At 63.2% G+C, this 21,800-nt stretch carries 17 protein-coding genes and 1 tRNA gene; 4 read left to right on the top strand and 14 right to left on the bottom strand.

Going from position 1 to position 21,800, the window contains the following annotated elements:
- Window positions 1-97: 97 nt before the first annotated feature.
- Together J2J99_RS05290 and J2J99_RS05295 are read right to left on the bottom strand one after the other, a co-directional pair.
- The gene (locus tag J2J99_RS05290) at window positions 98-748 is read right to left on the bottom strand and encodes a glutathione S-transferase family protein (RefSeq protein WP_168301844.1); all 651 of its coding nucleotides are present in this window, start codon (window positions 746-748) and stop codon (window positions 98-100) included.
- Entirely contained in the window at window positions 723-1,076 is a 354-nt protein-coding gene (locus J2J99_RS05295) for a hypothetical protein (protein WP_168301843.1), read from the bottom strand. Before J2J99_RS05295 ends, J2J99_RS05290 begins: the two co-directional genes overlap by 26 nt.
- A 531-nt stretch (window positions 1,077-1,607) precedes the next feature.
- Between J2J99_RS05295 and ppdK the strand changes: the two genes are divergently transcribed.
- Window positions 1,608-4,292, top strand: coding sequence for a pyruvate, phosphate dikinase (gene ppdK, locus J2J99_RS05300; RefSeq protein WP_168301842.1), 2,685 nt, complete (start codon window positions 1,608-1,610; stop codon window positions 4,290-4,292).
- Between the two features lie 65 nt (window positions 4,293-4,357).
- Here ppdK and J2J99_RS05305 read toward each other — a convergent pair whose 3' ends face one another.
- On the bottom strand, window positions 4,358-4,633 hold the full coding sequence (locus tag J2J99_RS05305) for a hypothetical protein (protein WP_168301841.1): 276 nt from the start codon (window positions 4,631-4,633) through the stop codon (window positions 4,358-4,360).
- Window positions 4,634-5,897: 1,264 nt separating this feature from the next.
- A complete protein-coding gene (locus tag J2J99_RS05310; protein WP_064707025.1) occupies window positions 5,898-6,095 on the bottom strand; it encodes a hypothetical protein in 198 nt (65 codons plus the stop codon).
- A 116-nt stretch (window positions 6,096-6,211) separates the two neighbouring features.
- Here J2J99_RS05310 and J2J99_RS05315 point away from each other — a divergent pair, with 116 nt between their 5' ends.
- Complete coding sequence (locus J2J99_RS05315) at window positions 6,212-6,457, top strand: hypothetical protein (protein ID WP_168302314.1); 246 nt, start codon at window positions 6,212-6,214, stop codon at window positions 6,455-6,457.
- Between the two features lie 19 nt (window positions 6,458-6,476).
- Here J2J99_RS05315 and J2J99_RS05320 read toward each other — a convergent pair whose 3' ends face one another.
- The gene (locus J2J99_RS05320; RefSeq protein WP_168302306.1) at window positions 6,477-6,866 is read right to left on the bottom strand and encodes a hypothetical protein; all 390 of its coding nucleotides are present in this window, start codon (window positions 6,864-6,866) and stop codon (window positions 6,477-6,479) included.
- A gap of 458 nt (window positions 6,867-7,324) precedes the next feature.
- On the opposite strand from J2J99_RS05320, the gene J2J99_RS05325 reads away from it, so the two are divergent.
- Window positions 7,325-8,230, top strand: coding sequence for a DUF1499 domain-containing protein (locus J2J99_RS05325; protein ID WP_168302307.1), 906 nt, complete (start codon window positions 7,325-7,327; stop codon window positions 8,228-8,230).
- Window positions 8,231-8,718: 488 nt separating this feature from the next.
- On the opposite strand, the gene J2J99_RS05330 is transcribed toward J2J99_RS05325, so the two are convergent.
- Genes J2J99_RS05330 through J2J99_RS05340 form a run of 3 tightly spaced genes read right to left on the bottom strand, consistent with a single transcriptional unit; the run spans window position 8,719 to window position 11,817 of the window.
- Window positions 8,719-10,440, bottom strand: coding sequence for a saccharopine dehydrogenase family protein (locus J2J99_RS05330; RefSeq protein WP_207600950.1), 1,722 nt, complete (start codon window positions 10,438-10,440; stop codon window positions 8,719-8,721).
- Window positions 10,437-10,886 carry a thiol-disulfide oxidoreductase DCC family protein gene (locus J2J99_RS05335; protein ID WP_168302308.1) on the bottom strand — a complete coding sequence of 150 codons (450 nt, stop codon included), beginning with the start codon at window positions 10,884-10,886 and terminating at the stop codon, window positions 10,437-10,439. Before J2J99_RS05335 ends, J2J99_RS05330 begins: the two co-directional genes overlap by 4 nt.
- A gap of 22 nt (window positions 10,887-10,908) precedes the next feature.
- Window positions 10,909-11,817, bottom strand: coding sequence for an MBL fold metallo-hydrolase (locus tag J2J99_RS05340; protein ID WP_168302309.1), 909 nt, complete (start codon window positions 11,815-11,817; stop codon window positions 10,909-10,911).
- A gap of 166 nt (window positions 11,818-11,983) precedes the next feature.
- Here J2J99_RS05340 and J2J99_RS05345 point away from each other — a divergent pair.
- A tRNA-Gln gene (locus J2J99_RS05345) sits at window positions 11,984-12,058 on the top strand.
- 367 nt (window positions 12,059-12,425) lie between these two features.
- Here the strand turns inward: J2J99_RS05345 and J2J99_RS05350 are convergent.
- From J2J99_RS05350 to J2J99_RS05375, 6 genes are all read right to left on the bottom strand, one after another.
- Window positions 12,426-13,349 carry a restriction endonuclease gene (locus tag J2J99_RS05350; RefSeq protein ID WP_205919335.1) on the bottom strand — a complete coding sequence of 308 codons (924 nt, stop codon included), beginning with the start codon at window positions 13,347-13,349 and terminating at the stop codon, window positions 12,426-12,428.
- 7 nt (window positions 13,350-13,356) lie between these two features.
- Window positions 13,357-14,226, bottom strand: coding sequence for a GIY-YIG nuclease family protein (locus tag J2J99_RS05355; RefSeq protein WP_168302310.1), 870 nt, complete (start codon window positions 14,224-14,226; stop codon window positions 13,357-13,359).
- A 31-nt stretch (window positions 14,227-14,257) separates the two neighbouring features.
- Complete coding sequence (locus J2J99_RS05360; protein WP_168302311.1) at window positions 14,258-15,592, bottom strand: restriction endonuclease subunit S; 1,335 nt, start codon at window positions 15,590-15,592, stop codon at window positions 14,258-14,260.
- Window positions 15,589-17,124 (bottom strand): class I SAM-dependent DNA methyltransferase, encoded by a 1,536-nt coding sequence (locus tag J2J99_RS05365; protein ID WP_168302312.1) that lies wholly within the window; start codon window positions 17,122-17,124, stop codon window positions 15,589-15,591. The genes J2J99_RS05360 and J2J99_RS05365 overlap by 4 nt, the downstream gene beginning before the upstream one ends.
- 77 nt (window positions 17,125-17,201) lie before the next feature.
- A complete protein-coding gene (gene hsdR, locus J2J99_RS05370) occupies window positions 17,202-20,612 on the bottom strand; it encodes a type I restriction-modification system endonuclease (RefSeq protein WP_168302313.1) in 3,411 nt (1,136 codons plus the stop codon).
- A gap of 198 nt (window positions 20,613-20,810) precedes the next feature.
- Complete coding sequence (locus tag J2J99_RS05375) at window positions 20,811-21,578, bottom strand: SDR family NAD(P)-dependent oxidoreductase (protein ID WP_207600951.1); 768 nt, start codon at window positions 21,576-21,578, stop codon at window positions 20,811-20,813.
- Window positions 21,579-21,800 lie beyond the last annotated feature (222 nt).

A 21,800-nucleotide genomic window follows, 5' to 3' on the forward strand; every position in this document is an offset into this window, starting at 1 on the left:
CGCCTTCGCTGTTCACCCGGTGCCAGCCGCATGGATCCGAGGGTCAAACCCTGGGATGACGGAGGAGAGGTGGTGCCCGACCCGGTATCATCCCTGATCAGCCGGCCGATGCGGCCTGGAAGACCGCCAGCTGTGCGGCGAAGGCGCGTTGGTAGGCCGGCCGTGCTTCGGCGCGGGCGACATAGGCGGCAAGGCTGGGATAATCGTCCAATATGTTTGACGACTTCAGCCGCAGCAGCACCGACACCATCAGCAGGTCACCGGCGCTGAAGGCACCGTCGAGCCAGTCGGCGTCGCCCAGATGGGCAGAAAGACTGTCCAGCCGTTTGCGGATGCTGCTCTCGAGGGAAAGCAGGCGCTGCTCGTACCAGGGCTGGTCGCGCTCGAGGATCCTCGCGAGGCTGTGATCGAAGATCGGCGGCTCGACCGTGTTGAGTGCTGAAAACATCCAGGAAATCGCCCGCGCCCGGGCATTGGCATCGACGGGCAGCAGGCCGGCGTGACGCTCGGCGATGTGGAAGACGATCGCGCCGGACTCGAAAAGCGTGAGGTCGCCTTCCTCGTAGGTCGGGATCTGCCCGAAGGGCTGGAGCGCCAGATGCGCCGGCTCCTTCATCGCCTTGAAGGAGAGCAGACGAACCTCGTAAGGCTCGCCCACTTCCTCGAGCGCCCAGCGAACCCGCATGTCGCGCGCCAGACCCCGGCCGCGATCGGGCGAGCGTTCAAAGGCGGTAATGGTAATCGTCATCGTTTCCTCCATCGCTGTCTGTGTTGAAGACGTCCGGCCAGACGGGATTCCGACTTCGATATTCGAGATAGTCCTCGCTGCCGCTCCGCATCGGCGCGGGATGCGCCATGCCGCCGCGCGTCAGCCTTCTGCCGCCGCTGCGAAACGCCCGGCGGCGCGGCCCGGCACCGGCAAATCGCGCGCATTTTTTGCGCGACTGGCGATAAACACCAAAAAAGGTCGGCTCTGTCGCGTTCCGTACCTCATTTGGGTGATGCTCTTTTCGCTGACTTGCATTAGAAGTTGTTTCAACGCAACCTGTTTGCTTTGCTGGAAGGCGGGTGGTCAAAGTTGCGAATTTTAGAATTTGCGCTACGCTTTCCGGGTCGAGGGCAAGGATCCGGGAGTTGTTGAGCAGCCCCCGGAAGACGTGAGGCGGATTCCTGAGGATTGCGGAAACGAGGATCGGAGCGATTTGTCAATCGCTCCGGGTTGAGGGACCCCCCGTCCGGTTTTCCTGGCCGGACGGAAATAAGGCTTTGCGGGGCAATGTTGCAGCCCCGCAAAGCTTTTTTTATGCCGTCTTTTACAGGGTGCGGTTAGGGCCTTCGACCGCCTGACCGGCGAAAATTATTGTGCGCCGCAGCATTTTTGCCGCATTTGTCGATTTTCATTTCAACTCCAAGGCATTAAGCTAATCATCGAGGCTGCTGACGATGCCGGCCACCTTCTCTTCGTCATGCTTGGGCTTGTCCCGGGCATCTGCCCTCGGTTCAGCCGCGGCAGATCCTCGGCACAGGGCCTGGGATGACGCCGAAGGAGAAGAGGCCCGTCGGCAGTCCGAAGGATCAGCTGATCCTTCCTTGGTGTTGGGGGGAAGATGACCAAGTGGGTCTACAGGTTCGGCGACGGTCAGGCTGAGGGCGGCGCGCGCGATCACGAAATTCTCGGCGGCAAGGGCGCCAATCTCGCAGAAATGTGCAGCCTGGGCCTTCCCGTTCCGCCGGGGCTGACGATCGTCAGCGGCGCCTGCGACACCTATTACAAAAATGGCGGCCGTATCGAGGACGGGCTGAAGGCCGAAATCCGAGCCGGCATCGCGGCGATCGAGGCGATCACCGGCCGCCATTTCGGCTCGGTCAGCCAGCCGCTGCTGCTTTCGGTGCGCTCCGGCGCCCGCGTCTCAATGCCCGGGATGATGGACACCGTGCTCAATCTCGGCCTCAACGACGAGACCGTGCAGGCGCTCGGCCACGATGCCGGCGACGCGCGTTTTGCCTGGGACAGCTACCGCCGTTTCATCCAGATGTATGCCGATGTCGTCATGGGCCTCGGCAACGACGTCTTCGAGGAAATCCTCGAAGACGAGAAGGCGAGGCTCGGCCATGAATTCGATACCGAAATCAGCGCCACAGAATGGCAGCACATCGTTTCCCTCTATAAGAGGCTGATCGAGGAGGAGCTCGAGCAGCACTTCCCGCAGGATCCGGAGGTTCAGCTGTGGGGCGCGGTCGGCGCCGTCTTTTCCAGCTGGAAGAGCGCGCGCGCCGTCACCTACCGCCAGCTCCACAATATTCCGGAAGGCTGGGGCACCGCCGTCAACATCCAGGCCATGGTCTTCGGCAATCTCGGCAATTCCTCGGCCACCGGCGTCGCCTTCACCCGCAACCCTTCGACCGGCGAGAAGGCGCTCTACGGCGAATTCCTCGTCAATGCGCAGGGCGAGGATGTCGTTGCCGGCATCCGCACGCCGCAGAGCATCACCGAGGAGGGCCGGATTTCCTCCGGCTCGGAAAAACCCTCGATGGAAAAGCTGATGCCGGAGGCCTTCCACGAACTCAGCCGCATCTGCAGCGAGCTCGAGATCCATTACCGCGACATGCAGGACATCGAGTTCACCATCGAGCGCGGCCGGCTGTGGATGCTGCAGACCCGCGCCGGCAAACGCTCGACCCGGGCGGCGATGAAGATTGCCGTCGACATGGTCGACGAGGGCGTGATTACCGAGGAGGAGGCGGTGCTGCGCATCGAACCCTCCAGCCTCGACCAGCTCCTGCATCCGACGATCGATCCGCGCGTCACCCGCCAGGTGATCGGCACCGGCCTGCCGGCCTCGCCGGGGGCGGCGACCGGCGCCATTGTCTTTACCGCCGAAGAGGCGGTCGAGGCCGAGGCCGAGGGCCGCAAGGTGATCCTGCTGCGCGTCGAGACCAGCCCTGAGGATATTCACGGCATGCATGCGGCCGAAGGCATTCTGACGACGCGCGGCGGCATGACCAGCCATGCGGCGGTGGTTGCCCGCGGCATGGGCATCCCTTGCGTCGTCGGCGCCGGCACCATGCGCATCGATAGCCGCAACGAGCGGCTGCTCGGCATCGGCGTGACGCTGAAAAAGGGCGATATCATCACCATCGACGGCTCGGCCGGCCAGGTGCTGAAGGGCGAGGTGCCGATGATCCAGCCGGAGCTTTCGGGTGATTTCGGCCGCATCATGGGCTGGGCCGACCGGGCGCGGCGCATGACGGTGCGCACCAATGCCGATACACCGGCCGATGCGCGCGCCGCCCGCTCCTTCGGCGCCGAGGGCATCGGCCTTTGCCGCACCGAGCACATGTTCTTCGAGGGCGAACGCATCCATGTGATGCGCGAGATGATCCTGGCCGAGGACGAGAAGGGCAGGCGGCTGGCGCTCGACAAGCTCCTGCCGATGCAGCGCTCCGATTTCACCGGCCTCTTCACCGTCATGCACGGCCTGCCGGTGACGATCCGCCTGCTCGACCCGCCGCTGCACGAATTCCTGCCGAAGACCGATGACGAGGTGGCCGAAGTCGCCTTCGCCATGGGCATGGAGGCGATCGCCTTGCGCCAGCGGGTCGACGCGCTGCACGAGTTCAACCCGATGCTCGGCCATCGCGGCTGCCGGCTGGCGATCTCCTATCCCGAAATCGTCGAGATGCAGGCGCGCGCCATCTTCGAGGCGGCGGTGGCCGCAGCCCACGAGACGGGGGCGGCCGTCGTGCCTGAGATCATGGTGCCGCTTGTCGGCCTGCGTTCCGAACTCGATTACGTCAAGGCCCGCATCGACGCCATTGCCGGCGATGTCATGGCCGAGGCCGGCATGAAGATCGATTACCTCGTCGGCACGATGATCGAGCTGCCGCGCGCGGCCCTGCGCGCCCACGTGATCGCCGAGGCCGCCGAATTTTTCTCCTTCGGCACCAACGACCTGACGCAGACGACCTTCGGCATTTCGCGCGACGACGCCTCCGCCTTCATCCCCACCTATCAGCGCAAGGGCATCATCGAGCATGACCCCTTCATCTCGCTCGATTTCGACGGTGTCGGCGAGTTGATCAGCATCGCCGCCGAACGCGGCCGGCGCACCCGCAACGACATGAAGCTCGGCATCTGCGGCGAACATGGCGGCGACCCGGCCTCGATCCGCTTCTGTGAGACGATCGGGCTCGACTATGTCTCCTGCTCGCCGTTTCGCGTGCCGATCGCCAGACTGGCGGCCGCGCAGGCGGTCATAGCGGAAAACCTGAAGGGCCCGCCGGGGAAATAGTCACTGCGCGGCATGCGCCCGGGGCGGCCCTTCGGCCCCCGCGGGAGCCCTTCGGGCCCCTGGGATTAATGATGATGGTGCCAGTGACGGCCGTAGACATAAGGCCCGTTCAGGTCCCAGGCCATGCTCTGCATCAGCTCCGCGCTCTGCGCCCGCGATTCGGCCCGCCGATCGAGATCGATGCGCTGCAGGCAGGTGGCGAACGCATCAGTGCCGCGGCGGAAACCGTAGCTCAGGCACCGCTGCTCATCCGCCGCCCGCCGCTCCTCCGGCGTCATAGTCTGGCAGGCGGACAGGCCGGCGGCGAAGGTGGCCATGGTGAGGAGGAGAGCGATGCGCATCGGGGTATTCCTTGCTTTTCCCTGAGGAAATGCAATTCGGGCGGGGTTAGTCAAGCTGCGGGCTGCGGAACCCGCCCGTGGATTGGCTGGCGGATGGCCGACAGGGATGTCTGCCTGTGGGTTATCCTCCGCAATCCTCGGCCTTGAGCCGAGCATCCACACCATATCCATCAGCAGCAGTCGCATGGATCCCAGGCCTGCGGCTTCAATCGCCTCTTCCCGGGGTGCCAGCCGCCTGGATCCCAGGGTCAAGCCCTGGGATGACGGAGGAGAGGTGGTGCCTGGCTCCATCGACTCGGCCGCGGCGACGAAGCGACGACAAAAGCGGCGCCGCTCAAATTGCGCCGGCGGTGCGTTTGGCAACATCGCCAACCCCACACTCCGTCATCCCAGGGCTTGACCCTGGGATCCACCACCAAGCACTCTGCCCACATGGCAGGATATGCTTACATCATCACCAGCCAGAAAAACGGCACCCTCTGGGTCAAGCCCTGGGATGACGGAGGAGAGGTGGTGCCTGGCTCCACCGACTCGGCCGCGGCGACGAAGCGACGACCAAAGCGGCCGCTCAAATTGCACCGCCCAGGAGTTTGGCGACAAATCCACCCCACACTCCGTCATCCCAGGGCTTGACCCCTGGGATCCACAGCCAGGCGCGCGACTTCAAAAATTTCCCTGCAGCTTTACCCCATCGCTCTTCTGCAGTGCCAGCCGCCTGGATCCCAGGGTCAAGCCCTGGGATGACGGAGGAGAGGGGGTGCCTGGCTCCATCGACTCGGCCGCGCCGACGAAGGACGACAAAAGCGGCGCCGCTCAAATTGCGCCGCCCAGGAGTTTGGCGACAAATCCACCCCACACTCCGTCATCCCAGGGCTTGACCCTGGGATCCACAGCCAGGCGCGCGACTTCGAAAATTTCCCTGCAGCTTTACCCCATCGCTCTTCTGCAGTGCCAGCCGCCTGGATCCCAGGGTCAAGCCCTGGGATGACGGAGGAGAGGGGGGGTGCCTGGCTCCATCGACTCGGCCGCGGTGACGAAGGACGACAAAAGCGGCGCCGCTCAAATTGCACCGCCCAGGAGTTTGGCGACAAATCCACCCCAAACTCCGTCATCCCAGGGCTTGACCATGGATCCACAGCCAGGCGCGCGACTTCAAAAAATTCCCTGCAGCTTTACCCCCCGCTCAAGACCTGGGACGGCGGAGAGTGTGGTGGCGTTGTCGCCAACCTCGCCCTCCCGGATCGAGAGCGCTTCTCGCCGGACCTCACGCCGCCCCGGCCGGATCGCCGATCGGCAGCAGCGCGGGATCGAGCGGCGGGTCCTGCGGGTTCTTCGTGTCGCCGGGGTCCTGGGCCGGGGTCAGCGGCGGTTTTTCCTGGACGCGGTCGGGGATGCCGGGTGTCGGGGTCGGGCCGCGCGGGGTGTCGGTCGTCGGTGTCGGGATCGGATCTCTGTTCGGCATGATGGCCTCCTTTTCCAGGAGGGAACGGCACCGCCGGAAGATGGTTCCACTTTCGCCGCCACCTATGCACAAGGGCCATTCCTCTGTATGAGGAGACCTCCAGCATGAGGACGAGCATGGCCATCCGCGACCGATTTTCGAAGAAACTGAGCTGCCCGCAATGCGGCAACACCGGCTTTGCCGAGGCCTCGGAGATCGACGATCCCAAGCGCAAGCATCCGGATTTCAAGCTCGATCAGCTGCCGCGCGGCTTTGGCGTTCAGCGGCCGTCCAACCATCAGGAAAGCTTCATGCTGAAATGCGAATGCGGCCGCAAGTTTCCCTTCCGCAGCCTGGCGGAAGCGGCGGCCGAGCGGCGCTAGAACAGGACGCGCCAGGGCGTCAGATCCGCTCCAGCAGCTCGACGAAGGCATCGGCGAAGCGCACCAGATGCGCGGTTTCCGCATCGGGCGCCTGCATGCGGATTTCGGTACCGGCATGATCGAGCAGCGCCAGCACGACGCGCATCTCGCTTGCGCCATCGGGAATGCGCAGCACCGCGATGCGGCGGCAATCGGCGACAAGGCCGGCGGCCGGCAGATCGAACAGCAATTCGCCGCCCGCACGGCCCGCCGCCTGGCGCACCGCCTCGCAGAAGCCGGCATCGCCGCCGGCATAACCTTCGAGGGAAAGTTCGAGCTCGACGAGCTCCATCGGCAGCATCGGCTCGCTGTGATCGATTCCGCCAAGCGCAGACGCCTGCGGCCTTGCTGCTATCTCGGGTGAAATCATCCCGTCGCTCCTGTCATCACCGTGAGGAGATAAAAACTGCGGCAGAATGGCCTTTTTTTGGCATATCAGCAAGGGCTCATGAAGCGGGCGGCCCATCGCCCCGGTCACCGCCGATGAATTCCATCGGATATTCCGAGACAACAGTTTCAATTCAGCCGAATCTTGCCCAGATCCGGATGATTTTAGGCCGGGCTGGCCTAGAGCCTTTCCGGGTTAGATTGAAGCATGATGGGCTACGACGCGCGCCGGCCGGTCGACCATCCGACTCCGCTTGAGCCAACAGAATGATTCAATCTAGCCCGGAAAGGCTCTAAAATCTGAATCCGGATCTAAATCAAAGAAATAGAGCATGATGTCGTCCGAAAACCGCTTCACACTTTTCGGCATCATGCTCTAAACAGGGATATGGCGATTTGCGTATTTGAGGGCGCGGCGCTGACGAGCAACCGGTAAGTTCGATGGCCATCCGTTACGACCGTCCCGTTTCCAGCGCCGCCCGCTTTTCGCGGTTGCTCGGGGCGTTTTCGCTGGTTCTGGCGCTGGCGGTGCTGATCGCCCATCGCTTCGGCGGGCTGGCCACCCCCTATCTCGTGCTGCTCTTGATCGTCGCCGCCGGCTGCGCGCTGCTCGCCGCGCTGCTCGCCGCCATCGGTCTGCGCAGTCTCTGGGTATCGGGCGCCGAAGGCGGGCTTGCCGCACTCGCGGCGCTGATCTACGCCGCCTTTCCGCTCGGCATCGGCGCCTTTGCCGCCGAGCGGTATCTGACGCTGCCCGATATCTACGACGTCTCCACCGATCCGGTCGCAGCCCCCGACTGGCTGTCGATCCCGAAGGCCGACCAGATCTGGCTGAAGCGCAATCTCGTCACCCCGGAGGACCGCGAAAAGCAGATATCAGCCTATCCCGAGCTCAGCGGCCGGCGCTATGAAGGCGCCCTCGACCGCGTGCTGGAGGCGGTGCGCAAGGTCGCCAAGCAGAGCGGCTTCACCATTGTGAAGAGCAGCGGCACCGGCGAAGCCGATGGCGGTCTCGAGGACCGGCCGGCCAATTCCGCCTCCGGCGACGACGCCGTGACCGACGCGCCCGGCCTCATCCCCGTGCCGACGCCGCGCCCCTATGACGACGACGTCGCCAAGCTGATCCGCGGCGCCAATGGCGTGACGCTGCAGGCGACCACCCGCACGCTGATCCTCGGCCTGCGCTTCGATATGCTGATCCGCCTGCGCGAAGAGGCCGAGACCACCTTCGTCGACATCCGCGTCGCCTCCCGCTACGGCCAACACGACCTCGGCTTCAGCGCCGAGGTCGCCGGCGATTATCTGAAGGCGCTCGACGCCGAACTCTTAGGGATTGCGGGTGGGTGAGCAACGGTGGCGCGGAGCGCCAGCAATCGATCCAGTGAATCGATTGCAGTTGCGAACGCCCTGAGCTCAAAGCGAAGGGCCGGGATAGGGCGCGGCAAACGCGACACCAAAACGGTGGCGCAGGCGCCAGCAATCGATCCAGTGAATCGATTGCAGCGGCGAACGCCCTGAGCTTAAAGCGAAGGGCCGGTATAGGGTGCGGCAGACGCGACGCTATACGGCGCCGCATACTCAACGGTGCCGCGAAATCGCCCAAGCAGACCTCCCACGCACGGAGACCGCCGCGTGCCCCTCATCCGCCTGCCGGCACCGACCGGGGTCGAGCCACGTGTCTCGCCCCGTCCTTCGGACCCCCGTAAACGGGGCGAAGGGACGCTGCCGCGACCCCTTCCGTCTCTCGCCAACCTCTCGCAAGGCACGTCCCCTCGCCCCGCGAGCGGGGAGAGGGTTAGGGTGAGGGGCAGCGCAACCCGCGCGAGGCACCCCCCTCACTCCAGCACCAACCACCCCGAATAGCGCACCACCAGCCCGGTCAGCCGGCCGCCGATCTCCACATGGAAATGAAACCGCCCCTCGCGCTCCTCCTCATAGGTATCGCCGCCGGGCGCCAGGAACAGCGGCAGCGGGATGCCGCAGAAGCGCCAGCCGCGCACCACAAGCCGCAGCTTCTCTCCCTCCGGCACCAGCGCCAGCAGCACCCGGAACGGCCCGAACACCTCGACGAGCAGGTGCCGGTCGCGGCCCTTGCCCGCTGCCTGCCAGCTGCGGAAGGTCTTGCCGCCGAATGTGCGCGTCCAGATCTCCCTGTCGCCATCGGCGGCAAAGCGCACCGCCACCGGCACATCCTCGCCGGCCGGGGGAAAGCCGATCACGCCGGCGATCAGCCGGGAGAGCAGCCCGCCGCCGCGCTCGATCCGCGCCCGACCGGAGGCGAGGCGCGTGCCGCCGGCATGGATCGCGGCAAGGGTGGGCGGCAGCTTCTCCCAGGCGTCGCCGAGAATGCGCCGGTAGAGCGGCAGCGGCTCTTCCTCGTGCTCCAGCCGGATGCCTGAAGCGATCGAGAACCGGCTGAAGGCCGCTTCGAAATCGGAGAGCGACAATTCGCCGGCCGCCGGCCGCGCGCCGCTTTCCGGCCGCTTGCCTTCGAGCAGCCGGCGCACCAGCAGCTCGACGCCGAGAACCGGGATGAACGGCCCGTCATCCCCTTCGGCAATCAGCGACCAGTCCGCCGTCAGCCGCCGCCCCTGATGATCGAGGCCGCCCAGGCGCGCGAACATGCCGCCGCGATGGGCGCCGACGGCGAAGCGATGGCTGGCCGCCTGCAGCGCCCGGGCGAACGGCGTGAGCGACGGCAGCAGCCCGATCTCCACCAGCCGCGCGGCAAATCTCAAGAGCCGCTGCAGCGCCTGCGGCTCGGTGCCGACGCCGGTGAAGGTGGATTGCAGGCCGGCAAAACGATCAGGCAGCAGCGCCAGGTCGGGCGCATCGACCAGCAGGAAGGTGCGGCTGGCGAGCGGCGCCACATCGGGGGGCGCGATCGTCACCCGCATCTCATCGATCAGCCCGCGCCCCTCGGCCGGCTGCCCCTCGCGCAGCAGCGCCACCGGCTTGCCGGCATAACTCGATATCGCCCTGACGACATTCAGGCCGACCCTGACATGCGATGACGGGGCAATGCCGGCTGCCACGCTTTCGACGCGGGAGAAATGCGGCGCCATCGCCTCCAGCGCCGCAAACGAGAGGGCAGGCAGGCTGCTGAGTCCGGAGAGCACGAAGATGCCCTTGGCCTTCGCCTCGGCATCGAGCCCGCCGATGCCGGCGACGAAGCCGGTGCTGTCGGCGAGATCCGAATAATCGATGCCGAGCTCGATGCAGGCCCGCACCACCTTGTAGCCATCGCCGGTGAAGCTCTGGAACGGCCCGGAGGCATCGACGACGAGATCGGGCCTCAGCCGCGTCAGCTGCTCCTGGAGATCGCCGTCACGATCGAAGGCCACCGCCTGCAGCCAGGCGCCGAGATCGTTGCCGCCCAGCCGCCCGGCGCCGCCCTTCGGCGATCGCATATCGAAGACGAAATCATCGGCCTTTTCGAGCGAGCGGCCGGCGATCAGCAGCCTGAGCCGATGCTCCTCGCCGAGCAGCCGGGCGAGCCGGCCGCCGAAGGCGCCGTAGCCGCCGATGATCAGCAGGGAAAAGGTGCCGCCGCTCATGCGATGAAGCGGCCGCGCTGCTCCGGCGTCGGCACCATGCAGCTCTGCCGTCCGGCGATCTTCAGCCGGTTGCGGGCGATGAATTCATAAAGCGCGTCCGCCACGCGCCGCGGCATGAGCCCGAACAGCTTCACCAGCGAATAGGGAAAGCCGAGCCCGGCCACCATGCGGATCGAGCCATCCGACTTGAAGAAGGCGCGGCCCTTTTCGATGAGGATATTGGTTTCGTAATCGCGGCTATCCAGGCCGTAATGCCGGTAGAGCGCTTGCCCGAGCGGCGTCTGCGCCGCGACAAACCGGTAGTGCTGCCGCCTGTCGTGCTTCAGCGCGAATTTCACCCAGCCGGAGCAGAAGACGCATTCGCCATCGAAGACGATGAGCGGCCGGTCATCGGCAAAGGCGGGCACAGTGGGATCGGTGCGATAGCTGTAATCGGCGCGGCCCATGCTGATCTCCCTCCGCCTTTCATTACCCCGGCCAATAGCGCGCGGCAAGCGAGGGCGGCCCATCCGCTGCAATCTCGCCGCGCTCCATGAGATGCTCGATATGGGCGAGCACGGAAAGGGCGGCCGCCCCATGCAGCTTCGGATCGGTATCGCGATAGATCGCCTTCACCATCTCGGCAATGCCGCGATCGCCGGCCGCGACCCGCGCCAGCACCGCCTGCTCGCGCCCCAGCCGATGCGCCTTCAGCGCCGGCAGGAACGTCTTCGGCTCGTTGACGGGCCCGCCATGGCCGGGCAGCAGCATGGCGTCCTCGCGCGCGATCAGCCTGTCGAGCGAGGCCATGTAATCCGCCATCGCCCCATCCGGGGGTGCGACGATCGAGGTCGACCAGGCCATGACATGATCGCCGGAAAACAGGATCTCCCGGCCTTCGAGCGCGAAGGCGGCATGATTGGCCGTATGCCCCGGCGTCAGCACCGCCGACAGCGCCCAGCCATCACCGGCAATCGTCTCACCGTCGCCGAGCGCGATATCCGGCGCGAAATCCATATCCGCGCTTTCGGCAAAGGGATTGACCTCGCCTTCGCGCAGCCGCCGCGCCGGCCGGTGCGGCCCTTGCCCCACCGTCACCGCCCCCGTTTCCGCCTGCAGCCGGCGGGCGAGCGGCGAGTGATCGCGATGGGTATGGCTGACCAAGATATGCGTCACCTCCCGCCCGCCGATCGCCGCCATCAGCGCCTGATAATGCGCCTCGTCCTCCGGCCCGGGATCGATGACGCCAAGCGAGGCGGAGCCGACGAGATAGCTGTTGGTACCGAAAAAGGTGAAGGGCCCGGGATTTTCCGCCGTGACGCGAAGGACATCCGGAGCAACCGGCACGGCCCGCCCATAGGCCGGCTCGAAAGCAAGGTCGAATGCGGGACTTTCCATGCGGGACGATGATCTCAGGTTGATAATATCGCGGCATGCTAGCACGCCGCCCGCCGCTTCGCGCGCAGAAATCTGCCGCAGGCGCAACTTAGTCATTGTGACAGGCAAAGAGCTTTGCTAATCAGGCGTCGATTTGTGAGCAAGCGGTTCGCCGCTCAAGCTCTGGTGGGGCGTAGCCAAGCGGTAAGGCAGCGGTTTTTGGTACCGCCATCCCCTGGTTCGAATCCAGGCGCCCCAGCCACTGTTTTATTGCTTTCCTCGTGGGCTCCGATTCTCCCAGGCTCATGCTGAGTTTCGAAGCGGCATCAAGATCGATAGGCGCGTTAGCTGCCGGGTCTCCGACGGCTTCGAGTGCCGTCGACCGTCTTCGATCGTTATCGGTTTATATAGATAACTATAGGATTGTATTCATATCTTTATCTTCGGTGGGGCTAAGACCTAGTCGGTGAAGCATCGCCACTCGCCGGGTTGAATCCAGATGCATTGCCACTGTTTGCACCAGATTTGTATGACGTTTTCGCTTCCTCGTGCCGTACAGCCCGATGGGCAGTCGCATCCAGTTTCTCACCGCGAGCTTGTGCAGTTTCTGTCAGATTTGCGACCTGGGATCACTCCTCGCCAAAAAAGTCTTCGTCCAGTCGCTTGAATTCGACGGTGCGATAGCCCCGCACTCCAACGCCGTGTTCGATCATGAGATCGGCCAGTTCCTGGCCATCGATGAGGATGACGCGCTGGGCAAGATGCTTGACATAGTCCCGGGCCGGCTGGCTAAAGGTGGAAGTGGTCACGAAGACGCCCTTGGTGGCGCCGAGGCCGACGAGACTTCCAACGAAGCCGTTTACGTCCGGGCGACCGACCGGATTGCTCGGGGCGTAACGCTTGGCCTGGACATAGATGCGGTCGAGGCCGAGGCGGTCCTCGTTGACGATGCCATCGACACCGCCGTCGCCGGATCGGCCGAGTTGCGCGGCAGCGTCCTTGTGACTGCCGCCATATCCCATGGCGACCAGGAGATCGACGATCAGTTGCTCAAAGAAGATTGGGCTGTTGGAGAGGATGCGCTGCAGGAGTTCGTCGCGGAGCGCGGCCATGAGTGCCGCATGGGCCGCATCGATCTGCTCTTCCGGTGTCTTCGTTGGAGAGGCCGTTTCGATCGACATTGCCGACACACTTTCCTGAGCGGGGGCGCCACCTTCTTTCTTGTAGAATTCTCGGAACTCCGGCTCCTGCATCAGGAGAGCGACGTCGATCCGTTCTGGCGCCGTCGCCAGCAGCGCCTTGCCCCTCTCTGTAGCAACAAATCGACCACGCGCCGGTGACGCGACTAGACCGGCCTTGCTCATGTAGAATTTTGCCCAGTGAATGCGGTTGTGCAACAGCCGCTGGCGCCCGCTCGGCAGAAGCTCGTCCCGTTCCTCTTGTGTCAGCCCCAGATCATCAGCGATCCGCTCGGCGATATCGGCCGCGCGTGTTTCGCCTGCGGCGGCGAGGCGTAGCACGGGGAGCATGAGCGTCTGGTAGTCAGGAATCATAATCGCCTCAATTCGTGCGCAGGATGACGGCCATGGTGGACATAATGTCCGACTGGGAAGGCCCTTTGATGATTTCGCCGTTGCTTGCCAGCTTGTGTTTGGCGAAGCGCGCCAACAGGGCCTGCTCGATCCTTCGTGCTTCATCCTCGCTGGCGGTGGGCTGTTTCAAAGCGAGGTCCCAAGTCAGGCCGGTGACCTCTGCAGCCATCGGCGCCTGATAAGCCGCGAGCCGGAGGGCAGGATCGTTCGCATAACCGATCTTAAAAGCAAGATCGCGCCCGCGTTGATCCTTCAAGGCAAGAGCATAGACGAACCATACAGCATGGTCGCCGAAGCGGCCGCTGAACTCGCCCTCGTGCTTTGGCGCCAACTTGCTATTCTTCTGGGCAACCAGCCCTCGCCCAAGCAGCGTCTTCGGTTCGGCCAGTGTGACCGGGCGGCGCTCGAGCGCCAGAAGCGGTGACGACGCATTCAGATCGAGTTCAACAACGGTTGATTGAGCCCGGAGATGATGGGCGCCGGTCAATGGCCCCACGAGGCGCGAAAAGACGTTCTGGTGTGACGTGATTGCCCACACTGAAATCGGATGAAGCGCATAGGGAAATTCGCTTGCCGCGCGTTCCGTGATTCCGCTGCTTTCAATCTGATTGATATAGTCTACCGTGTTTACTTCCAGCGACGAGGCTTGATAGAGGCCCAAAACACGGCCCCGGTAGCCTGTTGAAGTCGGCTCTCCCTTCGTACCAACCGTGAAGACGTAATCTCCCTCGGTCAGTGCCTTTTTCGCCTGCGTGCGGGCTGCCTTGGAACCGAAAGTCAACGGCCAGCAGGGATCGCCCGGCGGACCCCAGACATAGGTGAAAAAGATCTTCGGCATGCTCCCCTCCCTTTGTGGTTCTGTGTGGCTTCTAACGTCGCCCCCGATCGCGCTTCGCCTTCGGAGCCGCCGGGCGCTCGGCGCGGATACGCTCCAGCAGTTTTTCGGCAGGCTCGTCGTTTTCGTACTGGGGGACTAGTTCGCCGCGAAAGGCTTTGGCGAGGGTCGCCTCGTCCAGCCGGCCCACCAATTCCAGCGCGCGCTTTGCTTGCCCTGCCAGCCGGTCGATCCTTGCGAAGGCGGATTCGATGCGGCGGACGATTTCGTGTTGTTCTTCGAGGGGCGGGACAGCGAAAGAGAACTCCTTCAGCTTCGTGGCACTGATATTAGATTGACTGACGCCATCAGTTTTCGCGTTCCATGAGAATTCGCGGCCGGAAGGACTGTTTAAAGCGTAAGTGAGGTAGCGATAGTCCAAATCAGGGCCGGCCACTATTCGTATGAGATATCCAGCAAATATCGCCTCTCGCTCCCCGCTATACAGAGCTGTCTTGCCGACCAACGCTGGACTGTTCGTCCTATTGAACAGGACGTCTCCTGGGGTAAGCCGGTACTTTTCGATCTCATCTTTATCGTTCGTGTATACCAAGTCGGTCCAATCGAGCTTGCCTTCCTGAAGGTTGGCCATTCTAAGGACGGGGATAGATCCCGACTTCTGCGATTTCGCTGCGGATCCATAGGCAAATGAACCTGCAACGTCCCCTAGCCGAACTGGTAGTGGCCAGTTGTCGTCGCCCCTCCACTCCCGCGTTAACTCCCCGCTGAACGCCCTACTGAGCACGGCCTGCTTGTAGCGGGAGACGAGAGTTTCGATGCGGGTGAGTTCGGTGCGGGCGCGGGCGGATTTCGCGTTCAGCGCATCCAGCTTGGCCACGATGCGCTTTTGTTCGGCCAGAGGTGGGAGAGGTAGCACAGTTGCTTCCAAGAACTGCCTGGGGACACGACGCTGTCCCACCGCGCCGGTCATTGAGCGCTCTGCTATCTGCCTGTAGCTCTTGCGGCGGAGAAACCGCCACAGGAAATCGGGTTCGGCGGCGCCTTTCGATCTAAGAACATGAAACTCCGTGGAACCGCACGCCATGCCATTCGCCAAATCACGCGCAACCGCAATCTTTCCATTTTCCATGCACGGGGTGATCTTTGCGAAAATGACATCTCGATCTGAAAAGTGGGTGTAGCCTTTCCAAACTTCCGAGAGTGGCCGCATGTTTGACTTGTCTACTATTGTGCCAGTCTCATCGTCCACCGCAGGCATAGGCACGAAGTTCACTTCCAACGCCCGATTTGTTTCGGGATCGTGCTTGGGATTGAACTCGCAAAGCTCGTCCAGCGTCGCCTCCACCCATCCCGTTGGCAACTCGCTCATTCCGCCGCCTCCAGCAGCTCATCGCCGAGTTCCGTCATCAGCGCCTCGATCTCCAGCGTGGCGGCCTGCAGATGGCCGAGAATGGCAACGGCGATATCGTCGGGTTCGGTCAGGCCTTCTTCCGCTTCTTCCTCCGCCTCCCGCAGCCAGGAGATGTCGAGATTGTCTCCGCGTTTGGCGATGTCCTCGCGTTCGAACTTGCGCCAGCGGCCGGCCTCGCCTTCATCTGCGCCGCGCTCCGTCCCGTACGGACTCGTGCCGAAGGCCTGTTCAAAACCTTCGAAATGGGCTTCCGTCAGCGGCGTGGTCTTGCCGAATTTCGGCATCTGGGCGCGCAGGTCATAAATCCAGACGGCCTTGGTATTGCCGGTCTCGGTCTTGCCGCGCGTCAGGAAGATGACATTCGTCTTGACGCCCTGCGCATAAAAAATGCCGGTCGGCAGGCGCAGGACGGTGTGCAGGTCGCACCAGTCCATTATCAACTGGCGAAGCTGTTTGCCGCGTCCGTCTTCAAACAGCACATTATCAGGCACAACGATCGCGGCGCGGCCACCGGGCTGTAGCGCGCGAATGCAATGCTCGACAAAGGGAAGCTGATAAGAGGAGACGGTGGCCGTGACGGAGAGGTCATCGCGCGTCGGCGCACCACCCGCCGGGCCAAAGGGAGGATTGGTGAGAATGAGGTTGGCGCGGCCGAGACCCTTGCCTTTGTCCGAGAGCGTATCGCCGAGATCGACACGGTCGCTGTCTATGTCGTGCAGATAAAGGTTCATCAGCAGCAGGCGCAGCGTGCCCGGCACGTTTTCCATTCCGTGAATGGCGTGGCGCTTCTGGAACTCTTGCTCCTTCTCGCCGAGATCGAAATAGTTGTCGGTGCGGGACCGCATGTAACGATCGGCAGCGATGAGGAAGCCACCCGTGCCGGCGGCGGGATCCTGGATCACCTCGCCGGGCTGCGGCTGCATGAGGCGTACCAGAAGTTCGATCAGCACGCGCGGGGTGAAATACTGCCCGGCGCCGCGCTTGGTTTCTTCCGCATTCTTCTGCAGCAGTCCTTCATAGAGATCGCCGAACTGGTCGCGCTCTTCGGAAAACCAGTCCAGCTCGTCGATCGCGGTGACCAGCGTCGTCAGGTTCTGTGGTTCGCGGATGAAGGTGGAGGCGTTGTCGAAGATCTTCTGCACCATTTCCGGCAGCGGCCTTGCATCTGAGTAGCGCTTGCGCTCGTCCGGCGTGGCGTTTTCGCCAGGCGGCAGGATGAGAGCATCGTCTTTGCCGAGCCGGGTGCTGGTGGCGCCGAGTGTGACCAGCACATTGCGGTAATGCTCCAGCTTGCGCAGGCCGTTTTCTGCGACAAGATCCGCCCAGCGCATGGTCTTCGGCAGGCTACCCGTCTCGCGATTGCGCTCGGCCATCATCTTCAGGAACAGCAGATAGGTCAGCTCGGTGACGTATTGCTGGTAGGTGATGCCGTCCTTGCGCAGGACCGTGCAGAGGCGCCAGAGTTTCTGGACGATGGCATTGGAGTTCATGCAGGCATTCTTTCAGGTCAGGGATCTGTTTTGCGTTTGTAGCGGGTGAGGGCTGAGGGTCAACGGTGGCGAAGAGATCAGGCGGCGGGTGGTGCCCAGATCGCCTCGTTGAAGGCGTGGAGAACCTCGTCGAGATCACCATCGAACTCTTGCGAGATTCGGTTGAAGCCGCCCTTGTCTGCAAAGACGCCCTGATCGAGCAGGGTCGGATCCGCCACCGGCTTGTCCTTCAGTGCCCGGCCGATACGCCGCAGCCATTCCTTCTGCTTCTGTGTCCACGGGCGGGAGGCCTCGATCTTGAGGATCGCATTGTCGACGCGGGTGGCATAGGGAATGAGCGGATCGCCGAGGGCCGCCTGGCGCACGAATCCGATGATATGGGCGGCGATATCGGCATTGCGGGCGCGGCCGTAGGCGGCGCGCAGCATCGCTTCGGAATAGTTCTTCTCATCCAGCAGGCCCGCGAGCTCCGAGAGTTCCTTGCGGGTCAGGTCACGCGGACGCTGGGTCACGGCGATCAGCGCCGGCGCCTGGTTCATGTTCTCGCGCACGAAACGCTCGAAGCCGGTAATGTAGTCCTCCGGCGTCGTGTTCTTGCCGAAGATTTCCTCGATGCGCAGCAACTCGTCCTCGTGGGTGGAGATGACGACACCATCGTTGCCCCTCGCCGTCTGCACCGGTCGGCGCTCCAGAAGCTCGACGGCTCGGGGATGGGCCGAGAGCCAGGCCTCAAGCTCAGGACCGGAGCAGGTGGACAGCCGCTGCACCATCATTTCCAGTGTCTCGCCGGTGTGGCGCTCGAAGCTTTCGCGCGTCTCATCATCCATGCGCCTGGTCATGGCACGCATGCGCACGATCACCTGTCCGGCGACCCAGCTCTTGTCTTCCTCCGTCGCGGCATTCTGCAAGTCGGTTACCAACTGGCTGAGCGACACATCCGGCTTGACGACGACCGGGCGCATATCGGTCATCTCCTGCAGCTCGGCATAGAGATCGACGGCATCAAAGATTCGGAAATTCTCCTTGCCGATCTCGGGGCAAAGGCGCGTGGCGCGGCCGATCATCTGGTCATAGAGGATGCGGCTTTTCACCCTGCGCACGAAGACCAGGTTGCAGATGGAGGGCACGTCGACGCCGGTGGTCAAGAGATCCACGGTGACGACATATTTCGGATAGGGATCGTTTTTGAACTTGAGGATCAGGTCGTCGGCCTTGTCGACATTGCCGGTGATCTTCATCACCATGGCATGCGGCACGGCGTCTTTGCCATGTTCATTCTGCAGTTCCTCGACCAGCAGGCGCACGATATCATCGGCGTGGGCATCGCGGGCGGCGAAGATCAGCGTCTTGCCCGGCTTGCCTGGTGGGATTTCCGTGGCGATAGCTCGGCAGACCATGCGGTTGAAAGCTTCCGAGTAGACCCGCTTGTTGAAATCGGCGACGTCGTAGTCGAGCGAGACTTCATCCGGAAGTTCGAAGAGGTCGATCTGTCCGGTCGTGCGATCGATGATCTCAACCTCTTCGCCGCCATCGAAATGGATGCCGGCTTCCGAAAGCGCCGTCGTGATGCGCTTCGGTGGCAAGTGATCGTTGAGGTAGCCCTCGACGACAGCCTGGCGGTAACCGTAGTGGAAGACCGGATGACCGAAGATTTCGCGGGTATGCAGCGCGGGCGTCGCCGTCAGCGCCACCTTCACGGCGTCGAAATAGTCGAGGATCTGTCGATAGGCCGACTGGTAGTCGTCCAGATTGCGGAAGCCGATATCGCCTTCCCGCAGCTCCGCGTCGAGCGTGTAGCCGCGATGGGCTTCATCGACGATGATGCAATCGAAGGTGCCGGGCGTTGGACGCTTCGCGGGATCCGGCTCGTTCAAGATCCGGGCGATCAGCGACTGAACCGTCGCGACCTGGACCTGGTCCTCCGTCTCCGGAATTTTCTTATCCAGGCCTGCGACCTTGTAGATCTGAGCGAAGTTCAGCAAGCCTTCGATCTCGGTCGTCTCCAGCGCGTCGTTCGTCTGTTTGCCAAGGGCTTTGCGGTCGACGAGGAAGAGGATGCGGCGAAACCGCTTGTGCTTGAGCAGCCGGTACATCAGCGCGATAGCGGTACGCGTCTTGCCGGTGCCGGTTGCCATGGAGACGAGAATGTCACGTTGGCCAGCAACGACCGCATTCTCGATCGCGGCGATCGCTTCTTCCTGGTAGGGGCGCATCTTGCCCTTGCCGAAGCTCTCCTCGGCCAAGCCCCGGGCAGCCGCATCGAGATCTGTTTCCAGAATCTCGAGCAGATCTCTTGGCGAGAACCACGCTGTGAGAGGCCTTGCATGATCGGTGTCACGGCGCAGGTCGCAGAACCAGATGCCGGATTTAGTCTGCCATTGTCTGACGAAGGGGCGGCCATTGGTGGCGAAGACAAAGGGCACGCGGAAGGGATCGGCCAGCCCATGTTTCCACGGTCCGTGGGGATGGCGATGATCCGCCGGCAGTTCGATGGTTCGAGCGTAACGCTCGGCCTGGTGAAGCGTTGACGGCACATCTATGCTCTCGCGCTTTGCCTCGATGACACCGACGCAGGTAAGCCCGATAAAAAGAGCGTAGTCGGCGCGTCCGCCTTCCGACGGCCATTCGGCAATTGCGAGATTTCGGCTTTCCTCCGGCCACGCGCCCTTCTGATGGACGAGGGTGTCGCTGTCGGCCTCCCAGCCGGCATCGACAAGCTGCATATCGATGAGGCGCCGGGTCTGTCTTTCGTCGAGTTCCAGCCGGCTTGCGGCCTGCAGGCCCGCATGCTTGAACTCCATTTGCAGCTGTTGCGGCTGCGCCTCTGCTTGTTTCTGCAGCTCCGACAGCTTCCGAGCGAGATCGGCTTGGTTGGCCTCCAGCTCGAGTGCCGCTTGCTCCCTAACGACATGTTGCTCGGTCGCTTGCCGGGCAAGTTCCTCGGCTGCGGCTCGTGCGTTGGCCAGTTCGTCCGCTGATGCATGCGCGGCAGCCAGTTTCGCCTCGGCTTCCTGTACCTGGCGCCGGAGAGCATCGAGTTCGGACTGCGTGGCCTGATCCGCTTCCTGCGAAGGTCTCGGCGGCACGAAGGGACCGGGTTTGAAATTCGCATCGCGACCATAGGTGCGCCGATACCAGACACCGAGCGCGCGGCAGAATTTGAGGGCAGAGAGCGCCTCTGCGGATGAGCCGCCGAAGCCATGAGTCGCCGCGTTGCCGGCCTTGCGCACCGCGTGAAAGATATCGGACACTTCGCGAGGCAAGACCTGCTGGGTCGCGAGGCGGCGGAGAAGATCATGTGTCGTCTCCCGGTCGGCGGCATTGTAGACGCCGGAAAGAGCCGCGATCTCCTTGACCATGTATTCGCCGAACTGACGGCTTTTGATCAGCGATGTGTTTGCGTCTTCCGGAAAGAAACGCTCGGCCAGCACGCCAAGTCGGTGGAGCTCCGGACTAATCTCCCTGAGATGATCAAAATTCGCCGACAACTGCGCTACCCAATGCCCCGATCCCCATTGCATACATGCCACACGTTCTGAGTGCGGGCAAATGACTCCTACGAAATGTTGAGTGGAAATTATTTCTGATAGATTAAGTGCGGAGAAGTTGAGAATTGAACAAGCAATCGACAAGCATCGGCAATTTCGGTGCCACTCGCCTAGTCCGCTTCCACCTTACCGGCTGGGTTAAAACAACCGCACCCCCGTTAACCCCGCCAGCCTCTCCACCAGCGCCTCCTGAAACCCCACATCACCCACCTCCGCCGCCGCCTCCCGCTGCCGCCGGTGATACCAATACCCGCCGCTCACCTTCGCAGCTTCGTCCTCGCTCGTCGCAAGCCATGTCTGCGTCAGATGCCCCATCTCCAGATCGTCAGGCGCGCCGGCGCCGCCCATTTTGGTTGGCACCCAGCCGGGGTCGACGGAGTTGCTGAGCACGTCGGGCCAGTGGCGGGCGATGGCGGCGGAAAGCGTGGCGATGTAGAGCTTGCTTTCGGAATAGGCCTGGCTGGCGCTCCATGGCCGCTTCTTCCAGTCGATATCGTCAAGCGCGCTGCTGCCGCTGCGGTGCATGCCGCTGGTGAGATAGACCAGCCGGTGGGGCCGCGTGATCCAGGCGGTGAGGAGATAGGGGGCGAGCGTGTTGACCGCCAGCGTTTTGGCGTGGCCTTCGGGCGTTTCGCCGCGGCTGCGCTCGAGGTAGATGCCGGCATTGTGGATGACGGCGTCCATGCGGCCGATGGCGTTGACCTGCTCGGCGATCGAGCGGGTTTCCGCAGCACTGGCGAGATCGCCGATGACGAGGCCGAGGGCGGCGGCGGAGGTCTCGGCGATGGCCGCGGCGCGCTCGCGGGAGCGGGCGTGGAGGACGACCTCGTGGCCTTCGCGGATGAGGGTGCGGGCGGCGGCGAGGCCGAGGCCATCGGTGGAACCGGTGATGAAGATGCGGCTCATGGGGGTGCCTTTCGCGTGGGGCGTGGGGTGGGTGCAGAGTGCTTGGGTGGGGGTGCTTGGGTCAAGCCCAGACGATGGAGGGTGGGGAAGGGGATTGGCTGAAGGCGAGATGTCGTTGACTCTCAAAAGTCGCCAATTCTGCTTCTCAAGCCACGTTGACTCTCAGGAGCCACACTCAAAATGGTTTGTCTTTCAATATCTGCCTTTTTTGATAGACAAACG

This window comes from Rhizobium binae, assembly GCF_017357225.1.
Taxonomy (GTDB): Bacteria; Pseudomonadota; Alphaproteobacteria; order Rhizobiales; family Rhizobiaceae; genus Rhizobium; species Rhizobium binae.

Coding starts and splice junctions, on each gene's coding strand:
- J2J99_RS05290 (WP_168301844.1), bottom strand. CDS start 748: ATGACGATTACCATTACCGCCTTTGAACGCTCGCCCGATCGCGGCCGG.
- ppdK (WP_168301842.1), top strand. CDS start 1,608: ATGACCAAGTGGGTCTACAGGTTCGGCGACGGTCAGGCTGAGGGCGGC.
- J2J99_RS05305 (WP_168301841.1), bottom strand. CDS start 4,633: ATGCGCATCGCTCTCCTCCTCACCATGGCCACCTTCGCCGCCGGCCTG.
- J2J99_RS05310 (WP_064707025.1), bottom strand. CDS start 6,095: ATGCCGAACAGAGATCCGATCCCGACACCGACGACCGACACCCCGCGC.
- J2J99_RS05315 (WP_168302314.1), top strand. CDS start 6,212: ATGGCCATCCGCGACCGATTTTCGAAGAAACTGAGCTGCCCGCAATGC.
- J2J99_RS05320 (WP_168302306.1), bottom strand. CDS start 6,866: ATGATTTCACCCGAGATAGCAGCAAGGCCGCAGGCGTCTGCGCTTGGC.
- J2J99_RS05325 (WP_168302307.1), top strand. CDS start 7,325: ATGGCCATCCGTTACGACCGTCCCGTTTCCAGCGCCGCCCGCTTTTCG.
- J2J99_RS05330 (WP_207600950.1), bottom strand. CDS start 10,440: ATGAGCGGCGGCACCTTTTCCCTGCTGATCATCGGCGGCTACGGCGCC.
- J2J99_RS05335 (WP_168302308.1), bottom strand. CDS start 10,886: ATGGGCCGCGCCGATTACAGCTATCGCACCGATCCCACTGTGCCCGCC.
- J2J99_RS05340 (WP_168302309.1), bottom strand. CDS start 11,817: ATGGAAAGTCCCGCATTCGACCTTGCTTTCGAGCCGGCCTATGGGCGG.
- J2J99_RS05350 (WP_205919335.1), bottom strand. CDS start 13,349: ATGATTCCTGACTACCAGACGCTCATGCTCCCCGTGCTACGCCTCGCC.
- J2J99_RS05355 (WP_168302310.1), bottom strand. CDS start 14,226: ATGCCGAAGATCTTTTTCACCTATGTCTGGGGTCCGCCGGGCGATCCC.
- J2J99_RS05360 (WP_168302311.1), bottom strand. CDS start 15,592: ATGAGCGAGTTGCCAACGGGATGGGTGGAGGCGACGCTGGACGAGCTT.
- J2J99_RS05365 (WP_168302312.1), bottom strand. CDS start 17,124: ATGAACTCCAATGCCATCGTCCAGAAACTCTGGCGCCTCTGCACGGTC.
- J2J99_RS05375 (WP_207600951.1), bottom strand. CDS start 21,578: ATGAGCCGCATCTTCATCACCGGTTCCACCGATGGCCTCGGCCTCGCC.